General features: G+C 35.0%; 26 protein-coding genes, 1 tRNA gene and 1 pseudogene. 6 read left to right on the top strand and 22 right to left on the bottom strand.

What is annotated here, in order from left to right; all coding sequences use genetic code 11:
* Positions 1–121: 121 nt before the first annotated feature.
* Positions 122–1,465, top strand: coding sequence for an FAD-dependent oxidoreductase (locus tag RICGR_RS01470; protein WP_006035871.1), 1,344 nt, complete (start codon positions 122–124; stop codon positions 1,463–1,465).
* A 47-nt stretch (positions 1,466–1,512) separates the two neighbouring features.
* Here RICGR_RS01470 and RICGR_RS01465 read toward each other — a convergent pair whose 3' ends face one another.
* The 7 genes from RICGR_RS01465 to RICGR_RS07625 form a co-directional block, all read right to left on the bottom strand.
* Complete coding sequence (locus RICGR_RS01465; protein WP_006035273.1) at positions 1,513–3,135, bottom strand: hypothetical protein; 1,623 nt, start codon at positions 3,133–3,135, stop codon at positions 1,513–1,515.
* 176 nt (positions 3,136–3,311) lie between these two features.
* A complete protein-coding gene (locus tag RICGR_RS01460; RefSeq protein ID WP_006035283.1) occupies positions 3,312–6,137 on the bottom strand; it encodes an RAP domain-containing protein in 2,826 nt (941 codons plus the stop codon).
* Between the two features lie 291 nt (positions 6,138–6,428).
* Positions 6,429–6,725 carry an integrase core domain-containing protein gene (locus RICGR_RS01455; RefSeq protein ID WP_240992173.1) on the bottom strand — a complete coding sequence of 99 codons (297 nt, stop codon included), beginning with the start codon at positions 6,723–6,725 and terminating at the stop codon, positions 6,429–6,431.
* A 21-nt stretch (positions 6,726–6,746) separates the two neighbouring features.
* On the bottom strand, positions 6,747–6,893 hold the full coding sequence (locus RICGR_RS07855; protein WP_240992172.1) for a hypothetical protein: 147 nt from the start codon (positions 6,891–6,893) through the stop codon (positions 6,747–6,749).
* 166 nt (positions 6,894–7,059) lie between these two features.
* Positions 7,060–7,206, bottom strand: coding sequence for a hypothetical protein (locus RICGR_RS07850; protein WP_240992182.1), 147 nt, complete (start codon positions 7,204–7,206; stop codon positions 7,060–7,062).
* A 23-nt stretch (positions 7,207–7,229) separates the two neighbouring features.
* A complete protein-coding gene (locus RICGR_RS07845; protein WP_240992181.1) occupies positions 7,230–7,403 on the bottom strand; it encodes a hypothetical protein in 174 nt (57 codons plus the stop codon).
* Entirely contained in the window at positions 7,364–7,522 is a 159-nt protein-coding gene (locus RICGR_RS07625; protein WP_081441657.1) for a transposase, read from the bottom strand. Before RICGR_RS07625 ends, RICGR_RS07845 begins: the two co-directional genes overlap by 40 nt.
* Before the next feature lie 231 nt (positions 7,523–7,753).
* Between RICGR_RS07625 and RICGR_RS01445 the strand changes: the two genes are divergently transcribed.
* Entirely contained in the window at positions 7,754–7,954 is a 201-nt protein-coding gene (locus tag RICGR_RS01445; RefSeq protein ID WP_240992180.1) for a hypothetical protein, read from the top strand.
* Positions 7,955–8,006: 52 nt separating this feature from the next.
* Here RICGR_RS01445 and RICGR_RS01440 read toward each other — a convergent pair.
* The 4 genes and pseudogenes from RICGR_RS01440 to RICGR_RS01425 form a co-directional block, all read right to left on the bottom strand.
* Positions 8,007–9,211, bottom strand: a pseudogene (locus RICGR_RS01440) (IS256 family transposase).
* Between the two features lie 71 nt (positions 9,212–9,282).
* Complete coding sequence (locus RICGR_RS01435) at positions 9,283–9,588, bottom strand: type II toxin-antitoxin system RelE family toxin (RefSeq protein WP_006035741.1); 306 nt, start codon at positions 9,586–9,588, stop codon at positions 9,283–9,285.
* Positions 9,575–9,829: a type II toxin-antitoxin system Phd/YefM family antitoxin gene (locus tag RICGR_RS01430; protein WP_006034881.1), complete on the bottom strand. Its 255-nt coding sequence runs from the start codon at positions 9,827–9,829 to the stop codon at positions 9,575–9,577. Before RICGR_RS01430 ends, RICGR_RS01435 begins: the two co-directional genes overlap by 14 nt.
* A 181-nt stretch (positions 9,830–10,010) precedes the next feature.
* The gene (locus tag RICGR_RS01425) at positions 10,011–10,226 is read right to left on the bottom strand and encodes a hypothetical protein (RefSeq protein WP_006035201.1); all 216 of its coding nucleotides are present in this window, start codon (positions 10,224–10,226) and stop codon (positions 10,011–10,013) included.
* A 211-nt stretch (positions 10,227–10,437) separates the two neighbouring features.
* On the opposite strand from RICGR_RS01425, the gene RICGR_RS07385 reads away from it, so the two are divergent.
* The gene (locus tag RICGR_RS07385) at positions 10,438–10,956 is read left to right on the top strand and encodes an Rpn family recombination-promoting nuclease/putative transposase (RefSeq protein WP_050763967.1); all 519 of its coding nucleotides are present in this window, start codon (positions 10,438–10,440) and stop codon (positions 10,954–10,956) included.
* Complete coding sequence (locus tag RICGR_RS07840) at positions 10,944–11,363, top strand: RpnC/YadD family protein (RefSeq protein ID WP_050763965.1); 420 nt, start codon at positions 10,944–10,946, stop codon at positions 11,361–11,363. The genes RICGR_RS07385 and RICGR_RS07840 overlap by 13 nt, the downstream gene beginning before the upstream one ends.
* A 1,586-nt stretch (positions 11,364–12,949) precedes the next feature.
* Here RICGR_RS07840 and RICGR_RS01410 read toward each other — a convergent pair.
* The 3 genes from RICGR_RS01410 to RICGR_RS01400 all read right to left on the bottom strand — a co-directional run bounded on the left by RICGR_RS01410 (position 12,950) and on the right by RICGR_RS01400 (position 15,764).
* A complete protein-coding gene (locus RICGR_RS01410; protein ID WP_006034850.1) occupies positions 12,950–14,173 on the bottom strand; it encodes an IS256 family transposase in 1,224 nt (407 codons plus the stop codon).
* Between the two features lie 581 nt (positions 14,174–14,754).
* Complete coding sequence (locus RICGR_RS01405) at positions 14,755–15,264, bottom strand: nucleoside deaminase (RefSeq protein ID WP_006035469.1); 510 nt, start codon at positions 15,262–15,264, stop codon at positions 14,755–14,757.
* A 423-nt stretch (positions 15,265–15,687) separates the two neighbouring features.
* A tRNA-Ile gene (locus RICGR_RS01400) sits at positions 15,688–15,764 on the bottom strand.
* A gap of 351 nt (positions 15,765–16,115) precedes the next feature.
* On the opposite strand from RICGR_RS01400, the gene RICGR_RS01395 reads away from it, so the two are divergent.
* Positions 16,116–16,394: a hypothetical protein gene (locus RICGR_RS01395; RefSeq protein ID WP_006034834.1), complete on the top strand. Its 279-nt coding sequence runs from the start codon at positions 16,116–16,118 to the stop codon at positions 16,392–16,394.
* Between the two features lie 120 nt (positions 16,395–16,514).
* Here the strand turns inward: RICGR_RS01395 and RICGR_RS01390 are convergent, their stop codons facing one another.
* From RICGR_RS01390 to RICGR_RS01375, 4 genes are all read right to left on the bottom strand, one after another.
* Positions 16,515–17,147: a hypothetical protein gene (locus RICGR_RS01390; RefSeq protein ID WP_040615085.1), complete on the bottom strand. Its 633-nt coding sequence runs from the start codon at positions 17,145–17,147 to the stop codon at positions 16,515–16,517.
* Between the two features lie 81 nt (positions 17,148–17,228).
* Entirely contained in the window at positions 17,229–17,603 is a 375-nt protein-coding gene (locus RICGR_RS01385) for a hypothetical protein (RefSeq protein ID WP_240992179.1), read from the bottom strand.
* 361 nt (positions 17,604–17,964) lie between these two features.
* Positions 17,965–18,162, bottom strand: coding sequence for a hypothetical protein (locus RICGR_RS01380; protein WP_040615084.1), 198 nt, complete (start codon positions 18,160–18,162; stop codon positions 17,965–17,967).
* A complete protein-coding gene (locus tag RICGR_RS01375; protein WP_006035544.1) occupies positions 18,155–18,673 on the bottom strand; it encodes a hypothetical protein in 519 nt (172 codons plus the stop codon). Before RICGR_RS01375 ends, RICGR_RS01380 begins: the two co-directional genes overlap by 8 nt.
* A gap of 203 nt (positions 18,674–18,876) precedes the next feature.
* Here RICGR_RS01375 and RICGR_RS01370 point away from each other — a divergent pair, with 203 nt between their 5' ends.
* On the top strand, positions 18,877–20,097 hold the full coding sequence (locus RICGR_RS01370) for an IS256 family transposase (protein ID WP_006034785.1): 1,221 nt from the start codon (positions 18,877–18,879) through the stop codon (positions 20,095–20,097).
* Between the two features lie 5 nt (positions 20,098–20,102).
* Here the strand turns inward: RICGR_RS01370 and RICGR_RS01365 are convergent, their stop codons facing one another.
* From RICGR_RS01365 to RICGR_RS01350, 4 genes are all read right to left on the bottom strand, one after another.
* Positions 20,103–20,411, bottom strand: coding sequence for a hypothetical protein (locus RICGR_RS01365; protein ID WP_006034955.1), 309 nt, complete (start codon positions 20,409–20,411; stop codon positions 20,103–20,105).
* A gap of 207 nt (positions 20,412–20,618) precedes the next feature.
* Positions 20,619–20,981 (bottom strand): hypothetical protein, encoded by a 363-nt coding sequence (locus RICGR_RS01360; protein WP_006035532.1) that lies wholly within the window; start codon positions 20,979–20,981, stop codon positions 20,619–20,621.
* A gap of 17 nt (positions 20,982–20,998) precedes the next feature.
* The gene (locus tag RICGR_RS01355; RefSeq protein WP_006035921.1) at positions 20,999–21,388 is read right to left on the bottom strand and encodes a ParB/RepB/Spo0J family partition protein; all 390 of its coding nucleotides are present in this window, start codon (positions 21,386–21,388) and stop codon (positions 20,999–21,001) included.
* Positions 21,366–21,659, bottom strand: a complete 294-nt coding sequence (locus tag RICGR_RS01350) for a hypothetical protein (RefSeq protein ID WP_040615082.1) — start codon at positions 21,657–21,659, stop codon at positions 21,366–21,368. Before RICGR_RS01350 ends, RICGR_RS01355 begins: the two co-directional genes overlap by 23 nt.
* Between the last annotated feature and the right edge of the window lie 50 nt (positions 21,660–21,709).

The following is a 21,709-nucleotide window of genomic DNA, read 5'->3' as shown; positions in this document are numbered from 1 at the left end:
TGAATCGCATTCAATTATACTAAATTTTTTAAATTTTACAAGCTGGAATATTTTTGTTAGACTTGGTTTGATTTTTTTATTTTTATGTTCGAAAAAGATATAGGGAAATAACCATTGTTTCATGTCACGCAATATAAGGATTAATCACCGTTCTATTTATGATGTTATTATTGTTGGCGGTGGTATCTCTGGCTTAGCGGCCGCTGATTATCTCATCACGCATGGAAAACGCGTGCTTCTTTTAGAAGCGACGAACCGAATAGGCGGTAGAATTTTATCTTTACCGTATTTTGAGTATGCGCTTGATTTAGGCGCTTCATGGATCCATGGCATTCAAAATAATCCTATTGCAAAAATTGCAAACGACTTCAATATAAAAACAAGCCCGACTGTTTATTCGTCTCAATGTTTAACGAATAAATTTAATTCTCAAACATTATTTAATTCACAAGGAAAAATAATCAATGCCTCTCAAATCGCGGAACTCCTTCGGCTGAATAAACGTTTTGAAAACTTTCTTGATAAAATGACGATCATTCACGATAAAAATAAAAGTCTGGAAGATGCATTAAATTTTTTCTGTAACCATCATTCACTTTCAAAAAAAGAATACGTCGATTTAAAGTTTACACTCCGTTCTCTCTATGCTTACGAATTTGGAGACGAGTTAAACAGAATATCGGTTAATGTTGAACAACCTTACAATCACTCGGTAATAGCGGGTGAAAATGTTCTATTTCCTTTCGGTTACGCTCAAGTATTAACTCCTTTTTTAAAAAAACAAAAAATTTTACTCTCTCGAAAAGTGAAAAAAATTGTTTATTCTAAAAAAGAAATTTCTATTGTGACCAATCACGGAGAATTTCTGAGTAAACAAGTTATTATTTCGGTATCACTGGGTGTTCTTAAATCTAATCAAATTGAATTTATTCCTCAATTACCTGATTGGAAAAAATATTCCATTTTTAAACTGGGTTTTAATGCCTTCAACAAAATTTATTTAATTTTTAATCACGTGTTTTGGGATAAGGATAAAGAATGGATTGCCTATATGCCTGACGATGAAAATATCAATAAATCATTTGAAATAATGAATTATTATAAATTTACTGGATTACCCATTTTATGTGCATTTGGTGCTGGAGACTTAGCACGAACAGTAGAAACCTGGCCTAATGAAGAAATTATTAGCCACCTTATCATGCTTTTAAATAAACTGTATCACCATAAAAATATAAGACCTATTTCTTATTTTATTACGCGTTGGATTAAAAATAGTTATCAACGTGGTTCTTTTACGTATTTACCTTTTGGAGTCGATCCCACTATTTTTGCAGTTTTAGCGAGACCTATAGACAATAAACTATTTTTTTCGGGCGAAGCAACGTCAGTGACTGATCCCGGAACAGTACATGGTGCTTACTTATCGGGAATCGAGGCTGCCAAACAAATACTCATGCTGTAGGTTGGTCTATTAAAAATTAAAGTGATTTACGAATGATGTTTTTATTTTCACCGCGTAAAATAAGCTGTTGTTCCCCTCTGTAATGGCGTTGTATTTTCTTGTAACGAATTCATGGCACTTAACCGAGCAATCTCCGCGTTAAGACGAATATTTTCTTCATGAGTCGCTTTATTTCTTTTAGCCAGCTCTATCAGTACAGCGAGTGGATTATCACACACATTGGCAGAAAAAGTACTCCCAAACGCTAAACCAGCCATTTCGGCGAGATAAAGATTACTTTCTTTTAAGCCTGCTTTTTGCGAAAAAATAAATAATTTTTCTTTCAAGACGATACCTTCACGCGCATCACTATTTTCTAGTTGACTTAACCGCATTAACGTTAATTCAAATAAAATAGTATATATTTCTTTTTGTCGTTCATTTTGTAATGGCATTTCACAGGTTAAAGACTGACTTACTTCCTCTACAACTTTAAATGTATTTTCCTGCTGCTCTCCATATAAACTATCTCTGGCATGTTGATACAACCGTATCAATAAATGGGTATAATCTATTTCTACCCCGGTTTCTTTTTTTAGATTCAGTAAGAATTTAATTTCTTTATTTAGTTTTTCCCATCGGTGATGATTGATATAATAAGTTAACTGATGCCATCTTTCATCAACACACTCCTCTCCTTTTATTTCTTTCAATGCAAGTAAAGCCCTTTGATAATTGTTATTGTCATAACAATAATACCGACTTCGCTCAGCAGTTATAGGAAGCTGATAGGATGATAATTCTTTTATACCATATTTTTCTAAAATCTTTTTTTCTTTCGTGTGATATCCGAGATCGATTTCATACTGTCCTTCTTTATTGACAGAAAAAAAACGATGATATTTTTCTTTCATAAATTGATTGATTCCAACTGGAATAATGAACTCTTGTAAACTAGTATTCATCATGAAAATGGGGTCCAACGTCTCTGCATCGACTAACGTTCTGACAATTTGAGTACGTGTCATAGAAAGTTCATTTATTTTTTCATTTTCCTTATAAATCAAAATGATTTTAGGAAAACGATTGACATCAACGAATACTTTTTTTTCTAAAAACGTTATGTTGCTCTTTTTTCCACTATTTTTTTGAATGATAGCACACCATACATCGTCGATAGTGACATGGGGATAGCGTAATAACTTTCCGCAGGTTAAACTCTCAATGCAACGCATGGTTAAATCCCCGTTAAATTTTTTGACCTGGACATCCCAATAAGAATAAAAATCTATTTTTAGAGGATCAGCTAATATCCTATTAATCGTTTGGAATATTTCTAATAGAGAGTCTTCGATCAATGTATAAGGAACATTTAAACGAATGCAAAACCTTTCCTGATTTGAATGGGGATCAATATTTTCGATGCCAATCGCTGAAAACGCCCCCGTCATACAGGCGCGTAAATCATCCATAAAATGGCTCATCGATACCTGATAGGGGGTTCTCAAATAAACAAATAAATTCGGGCATTGAGGGTTATCTGTAAATAGACATTTTTCCGGTACCGCATGGTAACCTAAAAAACGAAGAAAGGCATGTTCAAAAATATCAGAACTCAGCGTAACACGCGGATGTTTTTCCAATAGAAAATAGGATAATTCATCAATTAATTTTTCATAATTAAAAAGCATAAAAAACCTTAGACAACATGATTTAAATAACTCATCCAGTCATTTTTGATCATTATCAATCGTTATTCTATTACTTCATTTGATTGATTACTTGGCTTTGTTGCAGTCGCTTAGTGGACAATATAATTTCTTTATTGCTAGGCACAAGGCCTTGTGATCCCCGTCGAACATTTACGCTATTTTGTTCGATTTGTAAAGTGTTTTTTCGGTCTATTTCTTTTCAATAGTTTTACACCCTCCCGTTCATCATCAATTGAGGGCATATTTATATCCGATCTTTCATTATTTTTATAGAGACTAACTGCGTTGATTGCGTTTTTTTCAGATAATTGCTTTATTAAAGGACCTAACTTTCTTTTAAGATATTTTTTTCGAGCACTCTCTTTTATAAGCGCTTGCCAATCGAAATACGGAATAATAACGACAGACCAACCTAGTTTTTCGAATAGATGATTATTAAATTGACTGGATACATTCAATTTTTTTCCTACATAATGACTCGGACCATTGACTTGCATGAGGATTTTTTTTTCTGGACACGCGATATCGACATAGGTAAATTCTAAAAAATGCTCTTCTACAAATTTAAATTCTGGGAAACAAGCCAAAAGATATTGAAATACCTCGTTTTGTAATCGAGAAGTTGTAATTTCTTCTGATTTAAATTGGCGATTCTTAATTGTTTCGCTAAGACTATACGGAATGAGATCCGGTTGATATAAATAAATTTGATAAAACTGATTCGCTGATATGATATTTAATTCTTCTATAATGGATGTTTCATTATTTTTTATCAATTTTTTAATCATTTCTTCATTATTAATCCATTGAAAATTTGAATCATTCAGAAATTTAAAAAAACACCACGCTAATGTTAAAACAGAAATCTGCTGTATAGTAAAGGTATCCATTTTTTCAGAAATACAATTAATCAACACATCGACTGATTTTAAAGTGGGACATTCTCGAAGACACCATCCAGACCATTTACTCAATGCATTAAGTGTCACTGAAATATCGTGTGCATTAAACTCATGCGCTTTTTGAGGAATACATTGAACGAGCACATCAATCACTTTTACATAAGCCGATTTTTCAATACACGCAGGCCATTTACTCAGCGTATTGAGTGTCACTGAAATACTCTGTGCATTAAACTCATGCACTTTTTGAGGAATGCATTGAATGAGCATATCAATCGCTTTTGTGCAAGCCGGTTTTTCAATACACGCAGACCATTTACTCAATGCGTTGAGTGTGTTTGAAATCTGCTGTGCATTAAAATCGCGCGCTTTTTGAGGAATGCATTGAACGAGCATATCAATCGCTTTTGTGCAAGCCGGTTTTTCAATACACGCAGACCATTTACTCAATGCATTGAATGTCACTGAAATACTCTGTGCATTAAACTCATGCACTTTTTGAGGAATACATTGAACGAGCACATCAATCACTTTTACATAAGCCGATTTTTCAATACACGCAGGCCATTTACTCAGCGTATTGAGTGTCACTGAAATACTCTGTGCATTAAACTCATGCACTTTTTGAGGAATGCATTGAATGAGCATATCAATCGCTTTTGTGCAAGCCGGTTTTTCAATACACGCAGACCATTTACTCAGCGCATTGAGTGTGATTGAAATTTCCTGTGTATTAAACTCTTGCGCTTTTTGAGGAATGCATTGAACGAGCATATCAATCGCTTTTGTGCAAGCCGGTTTTTCAATACACGCAGACCATTTACTCAATGCATTGAATGTCACTGAAATACTCTGTGCATTAAACTCATGCACTTTTTGAGGAATACATTGAACGAGCACATCAATCACTTTTGCGTAAGAAAGCTTTTCAATACATACAGACCATTTACTCAATGCGTTCAGTGTGTTTGAAATCTGCTGTGCATTAAAATCGCGCGCTTTTTGAGGAATGCATTGAACGAGCATATCAATCGCTTTTGTGTAAGCGGCATTGTGAATACATTCAGGCCATTTACTCAACGCGTTCAGTGTGTTTGAAATTTCCTGTGTATTAAACTCTTGCGCTTTTTGGGGAATGCATTGAATGAGCATATCAATCGCTTTTGTGCAAGCCGGTTTTTCAATACACAACCACCATTTACTCAGCGCGTTCAGTGTGTTTGAAATTTCCTGTGTATTAAACTCTTGCGCTTTTTGGGGAATGCATTGAATGAGCATATCAATCGCTTTTGTGCAAGCCGGTTTTTCAATACACGCAAACCATTTACTCAGCGCATTGAGTGTGATTGAAATTTCCTGTGTATTAAACTCTTGCGCTTTTTGGGGAATGCATTGAACGAGCATATCAATCGCTTTTGTGCAAGCCGGTTTTTCAATACACGCAGACCATTTACTCAATGCGTTGAGTGTGTTTGAAATCTGCTGTGCATTAAAATCGCGCGCTTTTTGAGGAATGCATTGAACGAGCATATCAATCGCTTTTGTGTAAGCCGGTTTTTCAATACACAACGACCATTTACTCAGCGCGTTCAGCGTGTTTGAAATTTCCCATGCATTAAAATCGGGCGCTTTTTGAGGAATACGCTGAATGAGCATATCGATAGCTTCCGAATAATAGGCTTCCTTTATGAGTTGAGGCCATTTACTCAACGCGTTGAGTGTCACTGAAATATCCTGCGCATTAAAATTCTGCGCGTGATACGAAATTTTTTGCAATAAATATTTAATCGTTTCTGAATAAGGGGCTTCTTGTATTGAAATAGGCCATTTAGAAAAAACGTTTAATAGGTTAGAAATATTGTTAGGTTCAAAATCATAACACGGAATTAAATAAACTATTTCTGAAATATTTTTTCTACAAGAAAAAAAATATTTTGGCGGGATAATTTTACTCAGTCGATTAATTAAGGTTGATAAATTAACATCATTAAAATTGTTTTTCTCCTCAGAAAAAAGCTCAAATAAACCGCGAGCATCATTTAATAAAATTTTTTTATTAATCGCGATATTTTTTTTCATAAAGTTAATAGAGGATTGACTGTTAAATTATTTCGATGTAATCGCTTAATTATATATTAAAAAACTATTAACTACAAAGCGTCACTATTAATTAGATAATAAACTTATCCAGTTAAACTATTAAGAAAACTTACACAAATTATTTGTCTTATAAGTTAAGTAGCAGCAAAGGTTGTCAATGTATTATCACCCTGTACAATGAACGAATCTTCGGCACTGAAAAATTAAATTTTTTATTATTTACAAAAAGATAATAATCCAGGTGTAAACCTCCCAAACTTCCCCCAGTTTTTAAATAGAGTAGTTTTTGTTTAGGGATTGAAAATAGTATAGGGGTGTTTGATTATTTAAAGCTTCATGGGGTCTTTCCTCGTTGTAATGTTTAAGCCAGTTATCAGTTATGTTCTGTATTTCTTGTATATTTCGAAATAAATACCTATCTAAAACAGCTTCACGATAAGTTCGGTTAAATCTTTCGATAAATGCATTCTGTGCGGGTTTTCCAGGTTGGATATATTGAATTTCAATCCCCTGTATTTTCGCCCATTGCTGGAAGTGACGTGAAATATTTTCTGGGCCGTTATCCACTCGAATACGCTGAGGGTAGCCCTATTTCATGGCGAGTTGATCCAACCATCGGGTAATCCGCTTGGAAGGTAAACCATAAGCCACTAATATTCCTAATCCACCGCGATGATAATCATCAATGATATTTGCTGTACGAATGCGTCGCCCATTGACTAAAGCGTCGCTCATGTCGTCTAACGACCAGCATTGATTGATACCCTCAGGTTGCTGTAATTTAATAGCGGTTCGAGGGGCTAAACGCTTTTTTGGTTTTATCTTTAAATTAAGCTTTAATTCACAGTAAATTCGATAAACTCGTTTATGATTAAAGGGATAATTTTTAAGCCGAATTAAATTAAATAATTTCCCAAATCCGTAGGTATTCAGCAGAATAATTTTTTAATAACGACTCAATCATTTGGTCACCTGATTTTTTCTTAGGTTTATAACGATAAGTTTTACGATCCATCGTGATAACGCGACACGCTTGACTGATGCTCACGCTATAGTTAACTATCAACTCATCTACGATTTCACGCCGCTAAGATCCACGTGGTACTTTTTTTCAAGCACCTCCTTAAGTAACTCATGATCCATACTCAAGGTCGCATACATTTTTTTTAAACGGGTATTTTCATCTTCTAGCTGACGTAGGCGCTTCAATTCCGATAGCTCCATATCCCGTATTTTGTTTGCCACGTATAAATTGTGCTTTCTCCAATTCCATATTTACGGGCTAATTCAACCGCTGGAACTCCCGTTCCATACTCTTTCAGCACGGTGATAATTTGTGATTCACTAAACTTTTTCTTCTTCATTTGTTAACTCTCCTGGTCACTAATTTACCAAAAAACTCTATTTAATGGTTGGGGTATTTTACGGGAGGGTTACCCAGGTAATGTACTATTACCTATCGTTATCCTACTTTCTTTTTCATATTAATATTTTCACATTAATATTAGCTTAATAATTAACGATTAAACTTTTTCTATTCGTTATTTACTTTAAGGTTAAAAATGTCAAAAAATAATAAATATTTTGCAAGCATCATGTCTTTTTTCGGAAAATCAAAACAACTTGAATCAAGAACGAAACAGGAAATCATAACACCTGTTGATTGTGTCACTAAAATTGGTGATAGAATAAATTTATTCGACTATCTTGAAGACGCATATAAAGAACATGTTGCAAAATTAGAAATACAATGTATCGAAGAAAAATATAAACAATTAACAGGAAGCCAACAGTAACCCCATTTCCTTCGGTGAGAGCCTGTAAACCGTTTTGTGTAAGTACGCTGTTTTAGGAGAATCTGTCCTCGAATTCGATAGCGAATCGATGTCAATAGCGGCTCTCCAATCATGTAAAGACATAGTCCACTTTTGTGATGCCTTCTGTATCGCTAAATAGACTACTTTTAATGCGGATCGGTCACTAGGAAATATCTTACGATGATTAATTGATTTTCTAATCACACGATTGAGTGATTCAATGGCATTTGTCGTATAGATAATTTTATGTATTTCATCAGGATAATCGAATAGGGTTATAATATTGCTCCAGTTCTTATACCAGGAACAACTGATCCCTGGATATTTTTTATCCCATTTTTCACTAAAAGTGAGAAGGGCTTCTTCTGCTTGTTCAATGGATATAGCACGATAAATAACTTTAAGATCAGCGGCAACAGCTTTCATGTCACATAGCGTAACGAATTACGAATAAGGTGCACAATACATAATTGAATTTTAGTGTTGGGAAATACTGCATTAATGGCATCTGGAAAGCCGGTTAATCCGTCAACACACGCAATAAAAACATCCTTCACACCACGATTATTTAACTCGGTTAATACCGATAGCCAAAATTTAGAGCCTTCCGTTTCGGCTATCCACAAGCCTAGTAATTCCTTCTGGCCACGGCAATTAATCGCTAATGCCAAATAAATCGATTTATTGATAACACGTTTATCTTGATGACACTTAATAACGATGCAATCTAAGTAAAGTATCGGATACACCGTTTCTAATGGACGATTCTGCCAAGCGTTAACCTCGTCAATAACCGCTTCAGTGACCTTGGAAATTAAACTGTGCGATACTTCTGCGCCATACATTTCTTTAAAACGTAGCCGCAATATCGCGGGTGGTCATACCTCTGGCATAAAGAGCCAAAATTTGTTCGTCAAATTCAGTAATGCGTGTTTGCCCTTTGCGAATAATTTGAGGGTCGAATGTACTATTTCGGTCACGTGGCGTACTAATTTCAACTTCACCGAAATTACCCTTTAGGCTCTTAGAAGAATAGCCATTACGACTATTTCCTGTATTCTTTCCTTCAACAGCATGCTTTTGATAACCAAGATGCTCATCTAATTCAGCATCCATCGCACGTTCTACGGTGAGTTTTAGCAAGTGCTTGCTTAGCGCGGCTAAATCTTTTTCACTCTTAATAGACTTCGCCAATTCATTTATTAATTTGGGGTCAATATCAAATTGTTGTTCCATTGCTTATTCCTTATTTATCAGCATCGCTCGAAAGCGATAGCTTAGTTAATGAAGCACTTACACAATTTTATTTACAGGCTCACACAAAATGGTTTACAGGCTCTTTTTCGTTTAAATTTTTTATACACCTCGTTATCATTGCGCTTTCCAATAAAAGCAATGATTACTATTTTCTCTTCTGAATCGACTCTATAGATGACCCTATATTCCCCTATATCAACTCGATGATAATCAGAAGTGCCTTTTAACTTTTTTGAATCCTGTGGAAATGGATTTTCTCTTAAGGACTCGAGGGTCATCGCTAACTGTCTTCCATGTTTAATTGAAACTTGTTTTAAAAACTTTAAAGCGTTTTTAGAGAGTTTAATCTTTAGCATTACGTAATGACTTTAAAAAATCTTCACTCTCTTTGTCACTTATTAATCCCTCTATTTCTGAGGTTTTTGCTAACATTTCCCACAGCTTATCGTGAGCATTTTCTAATAATTGATACTCTTCTATGGACAATACAACGGCTACTGGACGCCCTTTTTTTTCAATAAGCACGTTTTCACGTTGGGCTGCATCAAGCATACGACCAAACTCATTTTTTGCTTCTCTGGCTCCAAGTGTTAACATAATTCACCTATAATGTTTATTAAGTATATAATAGCTCTAATGGATCATAAGATCCACTCAATTATGAGCAGATTTTATGAGCAGATTTAGTTGGTTGTGTTTGTCCTCAAGGTGATCAGACTTTGGGGGACGTTTTTTTGAGTTAATTAGGTTTTCTAAACCTATATCGCACCATATGGTATTAAGTAAGTTCTTCTATAATTAATTTTTTATCAGCAATTAAAGAATCCAAACCCTTTCTTAACAAGCTATTAACTATTCCTATTTGACTTTCAGAACAGTATTTTTCCATATCTTGATATACATCTTTTCTAAATGGAATGTTAGTTGGATTTGTAAAGTTTTTACGATTCGCCTTACCAGAAATAATTAACAATTTCTTTGTTTCTTTACTCACTGCTATTTTCCTAATTTAGAAATATCTGCTTAATAAATTCTTAACTTGATTCTATGATCCCCTATTATACGAAGTAGTACTGTGTCGAACCCTGTCTTCGATTGCACACCTGTATATTTGTCATTAAAAAATTCAGATTGCATATTACCATTTTAGACATTTAATGATAATATAGATATATCAGTTTAATGACAAATAAGGAAGAATAACAATGTCAGAAAAAAAGCAGCGAGCAAACCACGACTCCGCGTGGAAAGATATTTTAGATGCTTATTTTAAAGAGTTCATGGAGTTTTTCTATCCAGAAATCGCACAGAAAATTGATTGGGTAGCTGAATATGAATCACTTGATAAAGAACTTCAGACTATCACAACTGATGCTACAGTTGGTAAGCGCTTTGTTGATAAATTATTTAAGGTTAAAACATTACAAGGACATGAAGAAGTCATCTTAATACATGTCGAAATTCAGGGGAAAAAAGAGGACGAATTCTCTTTACGTTTGTTCCAGTATTATTACCGACTTTTTGAAAAACGCGGTCATTCTATTTTAACGCTTGCAATCCTCACAGACGGAAATAGTAATTGGCATCCTAAAAGTTACCAAAAACAAGTTCTAGACCTTCCTATACTTAGTTTTCATTTTCAAACTAACAAACTACTTGATTATCAAGCTCGTAAAAAAGAGTTAGAAGAAACCCATTTGGGATCGTCGTTTTGGTACAATTAGCCGCTATAGAAAATAAAAGAAATCCTAAAGGTCGCTATGAGATGAAGTCTAAAATCACTCGACTTTTATTAAAAAAAGGATATAAAAAAGATTATATACTTAATCTATTCAAGGTAATTGATTGGGGCCTTGTTTTGCCACCTGACCTAAAAATTCAGTATAATAACGAGATAGAACAGTTAAAAGGTGAAAAAGGTATGGGTTATGTACTAAGTGCCGTCCGCGAAGAGGTCGAGAAAAATCATCAAGCATGGCTACAAAAAGGCCTAGAACAGGGCCTAGAACAGGGCCGAAGAGAAGAAGATTTTGTTATTGCTAAAAAAATGTTAGCTAAACGAATTAATCCTTCACTTATCAAAGAAATAACGGGTCTATCCGATCAGGATTTACTGATTCTAGAAGAGTAGCCATTTTTTTCTTCTCACTATTATGGGTATTATGGCCCTTGCGCAGCCACTAGAACAAAAAGGCCATAAAAAGTGGCCTTAAACAAGGCGAGCACCGTAAGGCGGCCATGGCAAAAATGCTTCTAGCGGAAGGTAGAACGCCAGAATCCGTTTCAAAAATTGACTTTGATTTCCCTCTGTCTAGTCAATAAAGGTTTATCTCCTGAGAAAATAAAAAATATTACCGGTTGGTCTAGATGGAATAGTTCAGACTGGATGTGACACAAAGGAATGAGTAAGGTTACCCGAAGCATGCTGTCGAATGGCCGACTCGCTTAAAAAAGCGTACTTACACAAAAACTGGCGGCCTATCCACCATGATCGAGTATGAGTAGTTTCTTGATATCTTTTTTTAGATTATCACTTACTTTTTTCCACAACAAGTTAATATCACGCGTAAAACTATACGTATATTGACCTAATCCTACCTGTTCTGAGCATTGCTGATACTAAACTCCATATCGGGTTATTTGATCCACAACCGTTTCACATTCTGAGTATTTTTTCCCTAAGATGAATATATTTTTTGGTATCGCGCCCAATCGGATCATGCTATCGATTAAATTTATCGATGTTTTCAACGGATGATGAATGTAAACAATAGCTATATCGCTCAATGAAAATTGTTTTTTCATCAGCGCGTGATCGATTAACTTTTAGAGTATAGGAAGATAAGCAAGAGATGGTTTGTTAAAAAATTTCTGAGATGAAGAACGATTTACGTACATTTTTATTTAACTTATCAATTTAGTTTTTATTTTTAAGGAAGCGTGATTAGCTTATTGCATAGTATTATGAGTATTCAAAAAAAATACCGAGTATAACAGGTAAAATATTTATGATACATTGCGCACCCTATTTAGAACCATTTATTAAAAGTATATACCAATCAAATGCTTAACGAATTTAAAGTCATCAGACAATATTTGGATCCCGAACATCTTGATATCTTCAGCTTTTTAACTCATATCAACAAAGTAAAAGCAGCCCTTTGGCAAATGAATCACTCTAAAATTGGGAACTATCTATACGGAAAATTTATCTTTTGGCTCAGTCGCTACTTCAAGAAATAAAAATTCACCCGTATTTACGACATTATTTTTCTTCAGATAAAACCTTAAATTTTATTTGCAATAATTTTATTCGCTATTGCTTTAGCCATAACATTAAACTAGATCCCAAAAACATTACAATCGTTTAAAGCCCATAATCAACTATCTGATAATGCCGTAAAAAACGAGCTATTGAAAATAACACGTAAATCTCATGTTAATGTGCTAGGCTTTGGACTAGATGACGGCATCTATGAAAAAGAATTAGCAAATTTTCTCATTTTACATAAGATTGTAATACAGTAACTATTTATGGCATGGATCCGCACGCTAAAAAAGGCAATGATATCCAGTATATAACCCCCGATCAACTTCGCATGGATCTTGTAAAGTTTGACGTTATCATCGCACGTTGGTCATTACACCATGTTAAACTTGAAAATAGATGGACTGATCTTTCAGAGAGAGTGTTCACCAAACTGTGTCATTAATAATTTATCGTAACTGTAAATTTAGCCTGCCATCAAAAAATATCTGCAGTTGAGAAGCAATTAAAGCCCAATTATGCAGGGGCTGGCACCACTTTTCTAGTATTTTTTGACAGGCACAGTAAATTAATTTAAGTAAGGCATTTTCACTGGTAAAAGCCCCTTTATTTTTTGTATATTTGCGTACTTGCCGGTGAAACCCTTCAATAATGTTGGTTGTGTAGATAATACGCCTTAATTCTTCAGGATACTTAAAATACTGGGAAAGCTTATCCCATTGAGTTTGCCAAGACTTAATCACAGCAGGATATTTTTTACCCCATTTTTCATCGAGTTCTAATAGGTGATGCTCGGCTAAGTCCTTGGAACTCGCACGATAAACCAATTTTAAATCAGCCATAAAGGATTTTTGATCTTTGCTGGTCACATACTTTAATGAATGACGGATTTGATGAATCACACAAAGCTGAATTTCTGTCTGGGGGAAAACCTCAGCAATGGCTTCGGGAAAACCTTTTAATCCATCGATGCTGGCAATGAGAATATCCTCAACTCCCCGAGCACGTAAATCATTTAAGACACTTAACCAGAAACGAGAACCTTCATTTTCAGAAAGATACAGCCCTAAAATTTCTTTACGACCCTGGTTGTTAACCCCTAAAACCGAATAAAAAGCACGGCTACTGACTTTACCTTCAATACGTACCTTAAAATGCATGGCATCGAGAAATACGATCGGGTACACAGATTCTAGCGGTCTATTTCGCCATTCCGTTATAACCGGCATTAACTTATCGCTTATCAGGCTTATTTTAGCCGCTGAAACCTCAAGACCATACATATCCGCCAGATGGTCTTGGATCGCCTCATAGCTCATCCCAAGTGCATACAGCGATAGTATTTTGTTATCCAAGGATTCGTTTAAAACCGTTTGACGTTTTTTTACCATTTGCGGTTCAAACGTTCCTAGACGGTCTCGGGGTGTTTCCAGCTCAAAACTTTCTGTCTCCGTTTTTAATACTTTACTTGTTTTTCCATTGCGTCGGTTCGATAACTCAGGCGTTTTCGATTCTGATAATAAATGGGATTCTAATTCACCTTCTAACGACGCTTCGATAATTTGTTTTATTAACGGCGTTAATATTCCGTCTTTTCCTGTTAACGATTCTCCTGATTTTAGTCGGGCTATCGCTTCAGCTTCAAATTCTTTACTCAGTATCGCTTGTTTCATGTCAACTCCTAAAATTCTTAATTTAGTTTAGCGTTGACACAGTTCCTTGAATACTCCCCTTTCAGATTGCATCAGTCGATGTAACGCGAATGCGTCCATTATCTTCATTGAACACGGTTATTTACAGAATAGTCACTTTCCTGCCGAAAAAAAACTCTATGAATTGTTGAATGCGCTATTTGACATCATTGCTAATATTGGTCTCAGGCCGACATACTTTACCGAAACTGCCCCCGCCTTCGGAGCACATTTTTTTATTCATTATCTTGAACCTAACGATTTTATTTCTATTTGCAAAAATTCTTCACAGCGTGTTATCTCTCAAACTATTTATGCCCCTCTTTTCCTAACTAAACTATGTGTTGTTTTCGTACCGCTAAACTCAAGTCTGGATAATGTCGTCTTAGCTCCACGACCTTTTTATTTTTGACTCCATCTCAATATAGAATTTTATTGAGCGATATCTATTTGGAGCCACTATCTCGCTAAAATGATAATTGCTATGATTTGATCCCCGCATGCAAGCTAAAATTAAATCCGGTAAACCACGCAACACAACCTGATTAAAAAAAGAGTAGGATTTATATCCACTGAAACAAATCTTTATATTTATTTAACGTTTGTTGTTCTGTTAAACCAATATCTTCCCCCCATAGTTTAAGATTTTTTCTGATGAAACTTAACATCATCGCGATGCATTTTTCCTGGTTTACCACGATAACTTCTGTTTGATTTTGTTTTAACCATAACTCAGATTGTTCAAAGGTTTTATTTTCTCCGACGATAACTCTAGGTATTTTATGTAATAGAATAGCTCCCGCACACATAGAGCAAGGAGATAATGTCGTATAGAGCGTTGCGCGTTGTAAATCTTCTGGTAAAACTTTACGGCGAGTATTTTCGAGGCAATCCGTTTCTCCATGTTTGATCATACTGTGTTCTTGGATACGTTTATTACGACCTTTTGCTCGCACTTTGTTCTCTACCACTAAAATGGACCCAATCGGAATTCCTCCTTCTTTTAAACCTAGTAAGGCTTCCTGATAGGCGAGATCAAGAAATTCTCTTTCCTTTTTATTGAGCTGAGCCATATACTTTCTCCTAAAAAATATTTCCCTTGGGGTATTTTAGCTTAAATATTTCATCGGTCTTTGATTGAGCAACTTTAATTTCCATTGAACTGTTTGTTCTAGCGAAATTTTATTCATCGTCACGTTTTTAGAAAACCATTCCCTTAATTGTTATTACCATTTTCTATCTTTTTTTATTTAAGAAGTTTTTCAGGAGTATTTTTCTTTTCAATTTAAAATAAACAGCTGTGCGCACTTATTTATCGGCATTTTTCATGTGTTTATTCAGACTGGAAGAAAGCAAGGAAGTTCAGGTTTTCCAAATGTAAAAGGGGCTTGCTTCACTTTGCTGAGAATGAAGGAAGAAAGAAGCAGAAATCACGCAAAAGTCCCGCAATCGAATTTATAAGAACATTTAAAAGCAGCTGAAGTGTTTGATTATACTGGTGGGCCCACTAGGACTTGAACCTAGGACCAACGGATTATGAGTCCGCTGCTCTAACCAACTGAGCTATGGGCCCTTCATAAGGAGGTAGATTGTAATCAATCTCGAGAAACTTAGCAATTTTATCTATTTTCTCTCATTTTTCATTTTTTCTCATTCCGTTATTGGAAGCCTGTATTGAAGTGTGGTTTCGTTTTATATCACTCAATGCTTAAATAATTTTCAACCTCATTGCATAAACTTCTTATGGCTTTTTTGAAAACTGTCTTTATTCGTTTTTCTTAAAAAGAATTAAATAAGCTCGAATTTTTTGATTCTATATAATGGAGTTTTATAAAAGTAAAAATATATTTATTATGGATCAGATCTCATTGAGTTAAAATTTTAATTTATAGTTTGTTTTAATTAAATAAAAGGAGAAATAAATATGCCCCATTGGAAATTAATTAACTGGGATAGGTTCTCAAAATTGGAGCTTCTCTATCGCACACAAGGAATTGACGATACTCAAAAAGGAGAACGGGTTTTTTCGGCTAACTTTGGACTTCAAAAAACGGATAGCCATTATCAATCATTAAAAAGTCGTGAGGTCGCCATTCCCCTCGATTTATTATTAAAAAATTATCACCCTATTGGATCAATTGCATGCTATGAAGAACTACTGTATGTCCCTGTAGAAAATCGATCGAATCACTATTTGAATTGACTGCTTAATTGAGTTATATCCCAGGAAACGAAATCAAGTGAAGTCATTTGATTTCGTCTTTAACTTACGAAAATAAAAAAGGTGCTTATAAATGATTTAAATATCATTTACTCTTCGAGACTATGAAGCGAATGACTTCATTAGTTTTTTAGAAACAACTTTTGCTGCAGCATTCCAAGCTAAAAACAAATTATGTGGATCTTGTAATAATTCTGCCGCTTCAAAACGAGGTAAATTTTCGAAGGATCGAATACTCTCGCTGTCTTGCCATAAAACTTTACCCGTATGATGAGTAAGTCTACCCACAACGATCAAAATAGGCTTTAATTTGCTTGAAAATCCTGAAGTAACAAATCCATATCCGCGAATCTCAAGCGTTACCCTCGCGTCAGAATATTCTTTATTAGCCAGTTTAAAACGAGAACCTTGTTTCAATTGGTTAATAAATTCATTTCTGACAATTTCAGTAATTTGAATTTTTTCTTTAAGGACCGCTTCTTGAATAGCTTTCTCATCATTAAAAGGAATTGCACACGCTAACAGGCCTATATAAGCACTGGCCCATAATTTTCTTTGATCCAAATAAGTCATTCTTTTAGCAGGCGTAACTTTTTGACTGACTTCTATCGTTTTAATCAATTTTGCTTCTTCAGGTGTCATGATTATTGTTGAGACACAACCCCCCAAGAAAAAACAAATATTTAACGCAAGTAGACGTTTAAATAGCTTAAAAAAACAGATTTTTTTTAACATCGAACTATTCTATTATTATTTAAAACTTGAGATGGATTAACATCTCAAGTTTATTGAAAGATAGCGATAAAAAATTAAATTTTATTGATCTTGAAATTTAATGGCAGGAGGTAATTCACCACATTTTTTCTTAAAATAAAGTGTACGCAGCCAATTATCACGTAGTTGATAGGATTGGATTTCAATGCGTTCCGCATCAGAAAAATCCATGAAAAACCAAGGTACAATAACAAACGCACCCGCAACACCGAGTAGAACATTTTTTTCTATTTTGTTTTGTTGAGGAATAAGATTTTTTATTTTCGTTTGATTATTCATTAATTCGAGTTTCAGTGCATTACAAGTCAGACCGCCATCTCCAGGTTGATGCAAAGGAACAGGATTAGGTGTTCTTCCGGCACACGCAGAAAGTAAAACACTACACGCTAATAAACTAACTAATTTTTTCTTCATCATTTATAATCCTTTTGTTATTGTTATTAAAAATAATAAACGCGCGAATACTACTCTATTATGACAATAAATTAAAGCGTTATTTTAAAAAAATATTAAAAAAAATTATCTCAGCGATAGAAAAATGAATTATTGATTTTAGAGATCAGAAAAAGTTAGGAAAGACGTATCCAAACTCAATGAATACGATTAACCAGTGCTCATTATCTTTAACAACGCGTAAAAATTCTGTGTCAATACAAAGTTAAATCTATTAAACGATTAAAGCGTAAAAAAACAATATAGGTGTTATTCGGGCAGATCCCAGGCTCAGTGCAATCGCATAGAACCTCCTTGTTATTTTTAACGTGAGAAACGCTATCATTTAGTGCATATCAACTAAGTCCATCACTTCATTTTCAGATAAATGGATTAGATCGTGAATATATTGAATGGATCGGCCTTGAGCAATAAGCTTTTTAGCGATTGTAATAGCATTAAGGTGTATGCCTTCTTCTCGGCTTAAACGTTCAAAGCTTGTCACATAATTCATATTTTTCTCTTTTATTAAAGAATTAGGCATCTTCAAGTTCAGTTAAAACTAGATCAGGCAATTTAGTAACTTTTTTTACTAGTTCTAAAGGCAGACCTTCCGCTAGAAGGTTTTTAGCCATTTCATACCGCTCCTCTTCTCGCCCTTGTTCTAGACCTTCTTGCCGGCCTTTCTGTAGGCCTTGCTGTAGGCCTTCTTCTCGGCTTAAACGTTCAAAACTTGTTATATAACTCATATTTTTCTCCTCCTCTAATTCATGGAGTTTCTCTTTATATTCTAATTCTAAATCCTTGGGTATAACGAGTGCCCAGTCTATCACCTTGAGCAAATTTATTACATAATCTCGCCCATAGCCTCTCTCGTAGAGCAACTGCGTTAATCGGAGCTTCATAATAAATCGCGCTTTAGGATCTTTCTTTGTTTCTAGAAAGATAAGATGAACGAGCACGACGATTGCAAAGGGATTATTCGAGGTCTCTAGTTCTCGTTTTTTAGTGCGATAATTAATCAATTTATGCGTTTTAAAGTTAAACGTTAACACTGAAAAATCAAAGACATCTCTTTGATAATTTTGAGGATGCCAATTTCGGTTGCTATCTGTCAGAATAGCTAAGGTTAAAATAGATTGATCGTACTTTGTAAATAGTTTGCAATAATACTGGAATAGTCGTTTAGCAAAAATCCTCGGGAGTATTCAATTAACTGTGTCAACGCTAAACTAAATCAACAATTTTAGGAGTTGACATGAAACAAGCCATACTCAGTAAAGAATTTGAAGCTGAAGCGATAGCACGGCTAAAATCAGGAGAATCGTTAACAGGAAAAGATGGAATATTAACGCCGTTAATAAAACAAATTATCGAAGCATCGTTAGAGGGGGAAATAGACGCTCATTTATCAGAATCTAAAGCAACGGATATCTCAAATCGACGCAATGGAAAAACCAGTAAGTTATTAAAAACGGGGACAGAAAGTTTTGAGCTAGAAACACCCCGAGACCGTTTAGGAACGTTTGAACCACAAATGGTTAAGAAACGTCAAACGGTTTTAAACGAGTCCTTAGATAACAAAATACTGTCATTGTATGCACTTGGGATGAGCTATGAGGCGATCCAAGAACATCTGGCGGATATGTATGGTCTTGAGGTTTCAGCCGCTAAAATTAGCTTGATAAGCGATAAATTAATGCCGGTTATAACGGAATGGCGAAATAGACCGTTAGAATCTGTGTATCCCATCGTATTTCTCGATGCCATGCATTTTAAGGTGCGTATTGAAGGAAAAGTCAGTAGTCGTGCTTTTTATTCGGTTTTGGGTGTTAACAATCAGGGTCGTAAAGAAATTTTAGGGCTGTATCTTTCTGAAAATGAAGGTTCTCGTTTCTGGCTACACGTTTTAAATGATTTGTGCGCTCGCGGAGTTGAGGATATTCTCATTGCTAGCATTGACGGATTAAAGGGTTTTCCTGAAGCCATTGCTGAGGTTTTCCCCCAGACAGAAATTCAGCTTTGTGTGATTCATCAAATCCGTAACTCATTAAAGTACGTGACCAGCAAAGATCAAAAATCCTTTATGGCTGATTTAAAATTGGTTTATCGTGCGAGCTCCAAGGATTTAGCCGAGCATCGCCTATTGGAGCTTGATGAAAAATGGGGTAAAAAATACCCTGCTGTGATTAAGTCTTGGCAAACTCAATGGGAGCGTTTGTCTCAGTATTTTAAGTACCCAGAAGAGCTACGACGTATTGTTTACACAACGAATATAGTGGAGGGGTTTCATCGGCAAGTGCGTAAATATACCAAAAATAAAGGCGCTTTTACTAGTGAAAATGCCTTACTTAAATTAATTTACTGTGCCTGTCAAAAAATACTAGAAAAGTGGTACCAGCCCCTGCATAATTGGGCCTTAATTGCCTCTCAACTACAGATATTTTTTGATGGCAGATTAAATTTACAGTTACGATAAAATTATTAATGACACAGTTTTGTGAACACTCTCAAATCCTCTTCTTTTTTCCCTTGGATCTCAATGTGAATTAAAACAACTTCTTCTTTTCCTTTGAGCGATTTGATTTTTATGAGTTTATCAACAAACGTTTTCCCTATCATTGACTCCGTGGTAATCGACTGCAGTTCATTATCTAACGTTTCATACGGGACTCCCCAATCCATTTCTTTTGCAATTTTTGGATAGAAAAACTCCATGAACTCTTTAAAATAAACATCTAAAATATCTTTCCACGCGGAGTCGTGGTTTGCTCGCTGCTTTTTTTCTGACATTATTATTCTTCCTTATTTGTCGTTAAACAGATATATCTATATTATCATTAAATGTCTAAAATGATAATAGGAAATCTCAATTTTAACAAACGTTCCATATCGAATCGGCCACGGACGACACTTATACTTAAGATCTCAACATCCGCCAGAGGCGGAGTAACCGAATGGAAACATAACGCATGTTTAGTAAAGTATTTCTTCGTTAGACTAACTTTTAGTGGCTAAATCTCCTAATAAGCTGATTGTTTTTTTTATCCTTTTCGCATCATTAATTTTCTCCAAATACGATAATAGTTCAACAGTATAAAAATAATCTGAGTTCCATATTTCGGGTGATCCAAAGCAAAAGTTATGAATTAGCTGAAGTTCCTGGGTAGCACTTTCAAAATTTTTATTTTCAATATCTGATTTACAATTTTTAATCGCATTAATTGCTACTGCTTTAAAAATAGTATTTTCTATATCAATTTTTTTTTCAATTTGAAGAAGTAATTCAGCATCATTCTCACTAAATTTATGAGAAGCTAACTGATTTCTCAAAAACGCTAACTCTAAAATTTTATTACTCATAATTTATTCCTATTTATTTAGAATCCTGGATTATAAAAATCGAAATCATCAATCGACTTATATCCTAGATATGGTAATTCGACTTTTTCAACTGGAATTTCATTCAGATCTAACGTTCTAGCAGCCACTAACCTATGATTACCATCAACAACGTAATTCTTACCATTATATTCAATATATTTTACAGCTTCACTTATACCATTTTCTTTAATATTTTTTACTAATCTAGCAAAAGCTTTTCTACCCATAGTTCTTGGGTGAGTCACTTCTAGTTCAGTTCGAGATAGATGAGTTAATGTTGTTTCAGCTCCCTCATTCCGACTAAAAAATCCCCATTTATTTTCAGCCAACAACCTTGTTGCTTGAATTCCTAATCGAATAGTTTTAGTCGCAGGTACTTCTGACATTGCTATCCAGCCGGCTCGCGTTTGAGCAACACTCTCGGCATACCCCTAAATCCAAATCATTTTGTTGGTTTGCTGTTGCGTTCCCTAAACGTTCATGCATCACTTCACTGTTTGCGGCGGCGCGACCTTCGGCAATGAGTGCACGACGTTCGAAAACATTTTCATACCGTTGCCAAAATCCACTGGGGTTTCTTGGAGGCGGTGTGGGATGATAAAAATGACTCACGTCTTCGCCGACACGGTGTGCAAGGAAATCATCGTTGACGTCCAACGTTACCGACGGTAATGCTGTATTTGCCGTGAACTGGGCATCGTTGATTA

The organism is Rickettsiella grylli, assembly GCF_000168295.1.
Classification (GTDB): domain Bacteria; phylum Pseudomonadota; class Gammaproteobacteria; order Diplorickettsiales; family Diplorickettsiaceae; genus Aquirickettsiella; species Aquirickettsiella grylli.
The sequence above is the reverse complement of the archived record's forward strand: the minus strand, read 5'-3'. Positions and strand labels throughout refer to the sequence as shown.

Excerpts from the sequence above, each read along its gene's own strand:
- RICGR_RS01470 (WP_006035871.1), top strand. The coding sequence starts at position 122 with ATGTCACGCAATATAAGGATTAATCACCGTTCTATTTATGATGTTATT.
- RICGR_RS01465 (WP_006035273.1), bottom strand. The coding sequence starts at position 3,135 with ATGCTTTTTAATTATGAAAAATTAATTGATGAATTATCCTATTTTCTA.
- RICGR_RS01460 (WP_006035283.1), bottom strand. The coding sequence starts at position 6,137 with ATGAAAAAAAATATCGCGATTAATAAAAAAATTTTATTAAATGATGCT.
- RICGR_RS07855 (WP_240992172.1), bottom strand. The coding sequence starts at position 6,893 with ATGAGCGACGCTTTAGTCAATGGGCGACGCATTCGTACAGCAAATATC.
- RICGR_RS07625 (WP_081441657.1), bottom strand. The coding sequence starts at position 7,522 with ATGAAGAAGAAAAAGTTTAGTGAATCACAAATTATCACCGTGCTGAAA.
- RICGR_RS01445 (WP_240992180.1), top strand. The coding sequence starts at position 7,754 with ATGTCTTTTTTCGGAAAATCAAAACAACTTGAATCAAGAACGAAACAG.
- RICGR_RS01435 (WP_006035741.1), bottom strand. The coding sequence starts at position 9,588 with ATGCTAAAGATTAAACTCTCTAAAAACGCTTTAAAGTTTTTAAAACAA.
- RICGR_RS01430 (WP_006034881.1), bottom strand. The coding sequence starts at position 9,829 with ATGTTAACACTTGGAGCCAGAGAAGCAAAAAATGAGTTTGGTCGTATG.
- RICGR_RS07385 (WP_050763967.1), top strand. The coding sequence starts at position 10,438 with ATGTCAGAAAAAAAGCAGCGAGCAAACCACGACTCCGCGTGGAAAGAT.
- RICGR_RS01410 (WP_006034850.1), bottom strand. The coding sequence starts at position 14,173 with ATGAAACAAGCGATACTGAGTAAAGAATTTGAAGCTGAAGCGATAGCC.
- RICGR_RS01405 (WP_006035469.1), bottom strand. The coding sequence starts at position 15,264 with ATGGCTCAGCTCAATAAAAAGGAAAGAGAATTTCTTGATCTCGCCTAT.
- RICGR_RS01395 (WP_006034834.1), top strand. The coding sequence starts at position 16,116 with ATGCCCCATTGGAAATTAATTAACTGGGATAGGTTCTCAAAATTGGAG.
- RICGR_RS01390 (WP_040615085.1), bottom strand. The coding sequence starts at position 17,147 with ATGTTAAAAAAAATCTGTTTTTTTAAGCTATTTAAACGTCTACTTGCG.
- RICGR_RS01385 (WP_240992179.1), bottom strand. The coding sequence starts at position 17,603 with ATGATGAAGAAAAAATTAGTTAGTTTATTAGCGTGTAGTGTTTTACTT.
- RICGR_RS01380 (WP_040615084.1), bottom strand. The coding sequence starts at position 18,162 with ATGCCTAATTCTTTAATAAAAGAGAAAAATATGAATTATGTGACAAGC.
- RICGR_RS01370 (WP_006034785.1), top strand. The coding sequence starts at position 18,877 with ATGAAACAAGCCATACTCAGTAAAGAATTTGAAGCTGAAGCGATAGCA.
- RICGR_RS01365 (WP_006034955.1), bottom strand. The coding sequence starts at position 20,411 with ATGTCAGAAAAAAAGCAGCGAGCAAACCACGACTCCGCGTGGAAAGAT.
- RICGR_RS01360 (WP_006035532.1), bottom strand. The coding sequence starts at position 20,981 with ATGAGTAATAAAATTTTAGAGTTAGCGTTTTTGAGAAATCAGTTAGCT.
- RICGR_RS01355 (WP_006035921.1), bottom strand. The coding sequence starts at position 21,388 with ATGTCAGAAGTACCTGCGACTAAAACTATTCGATTAGGAATTCAAGCA.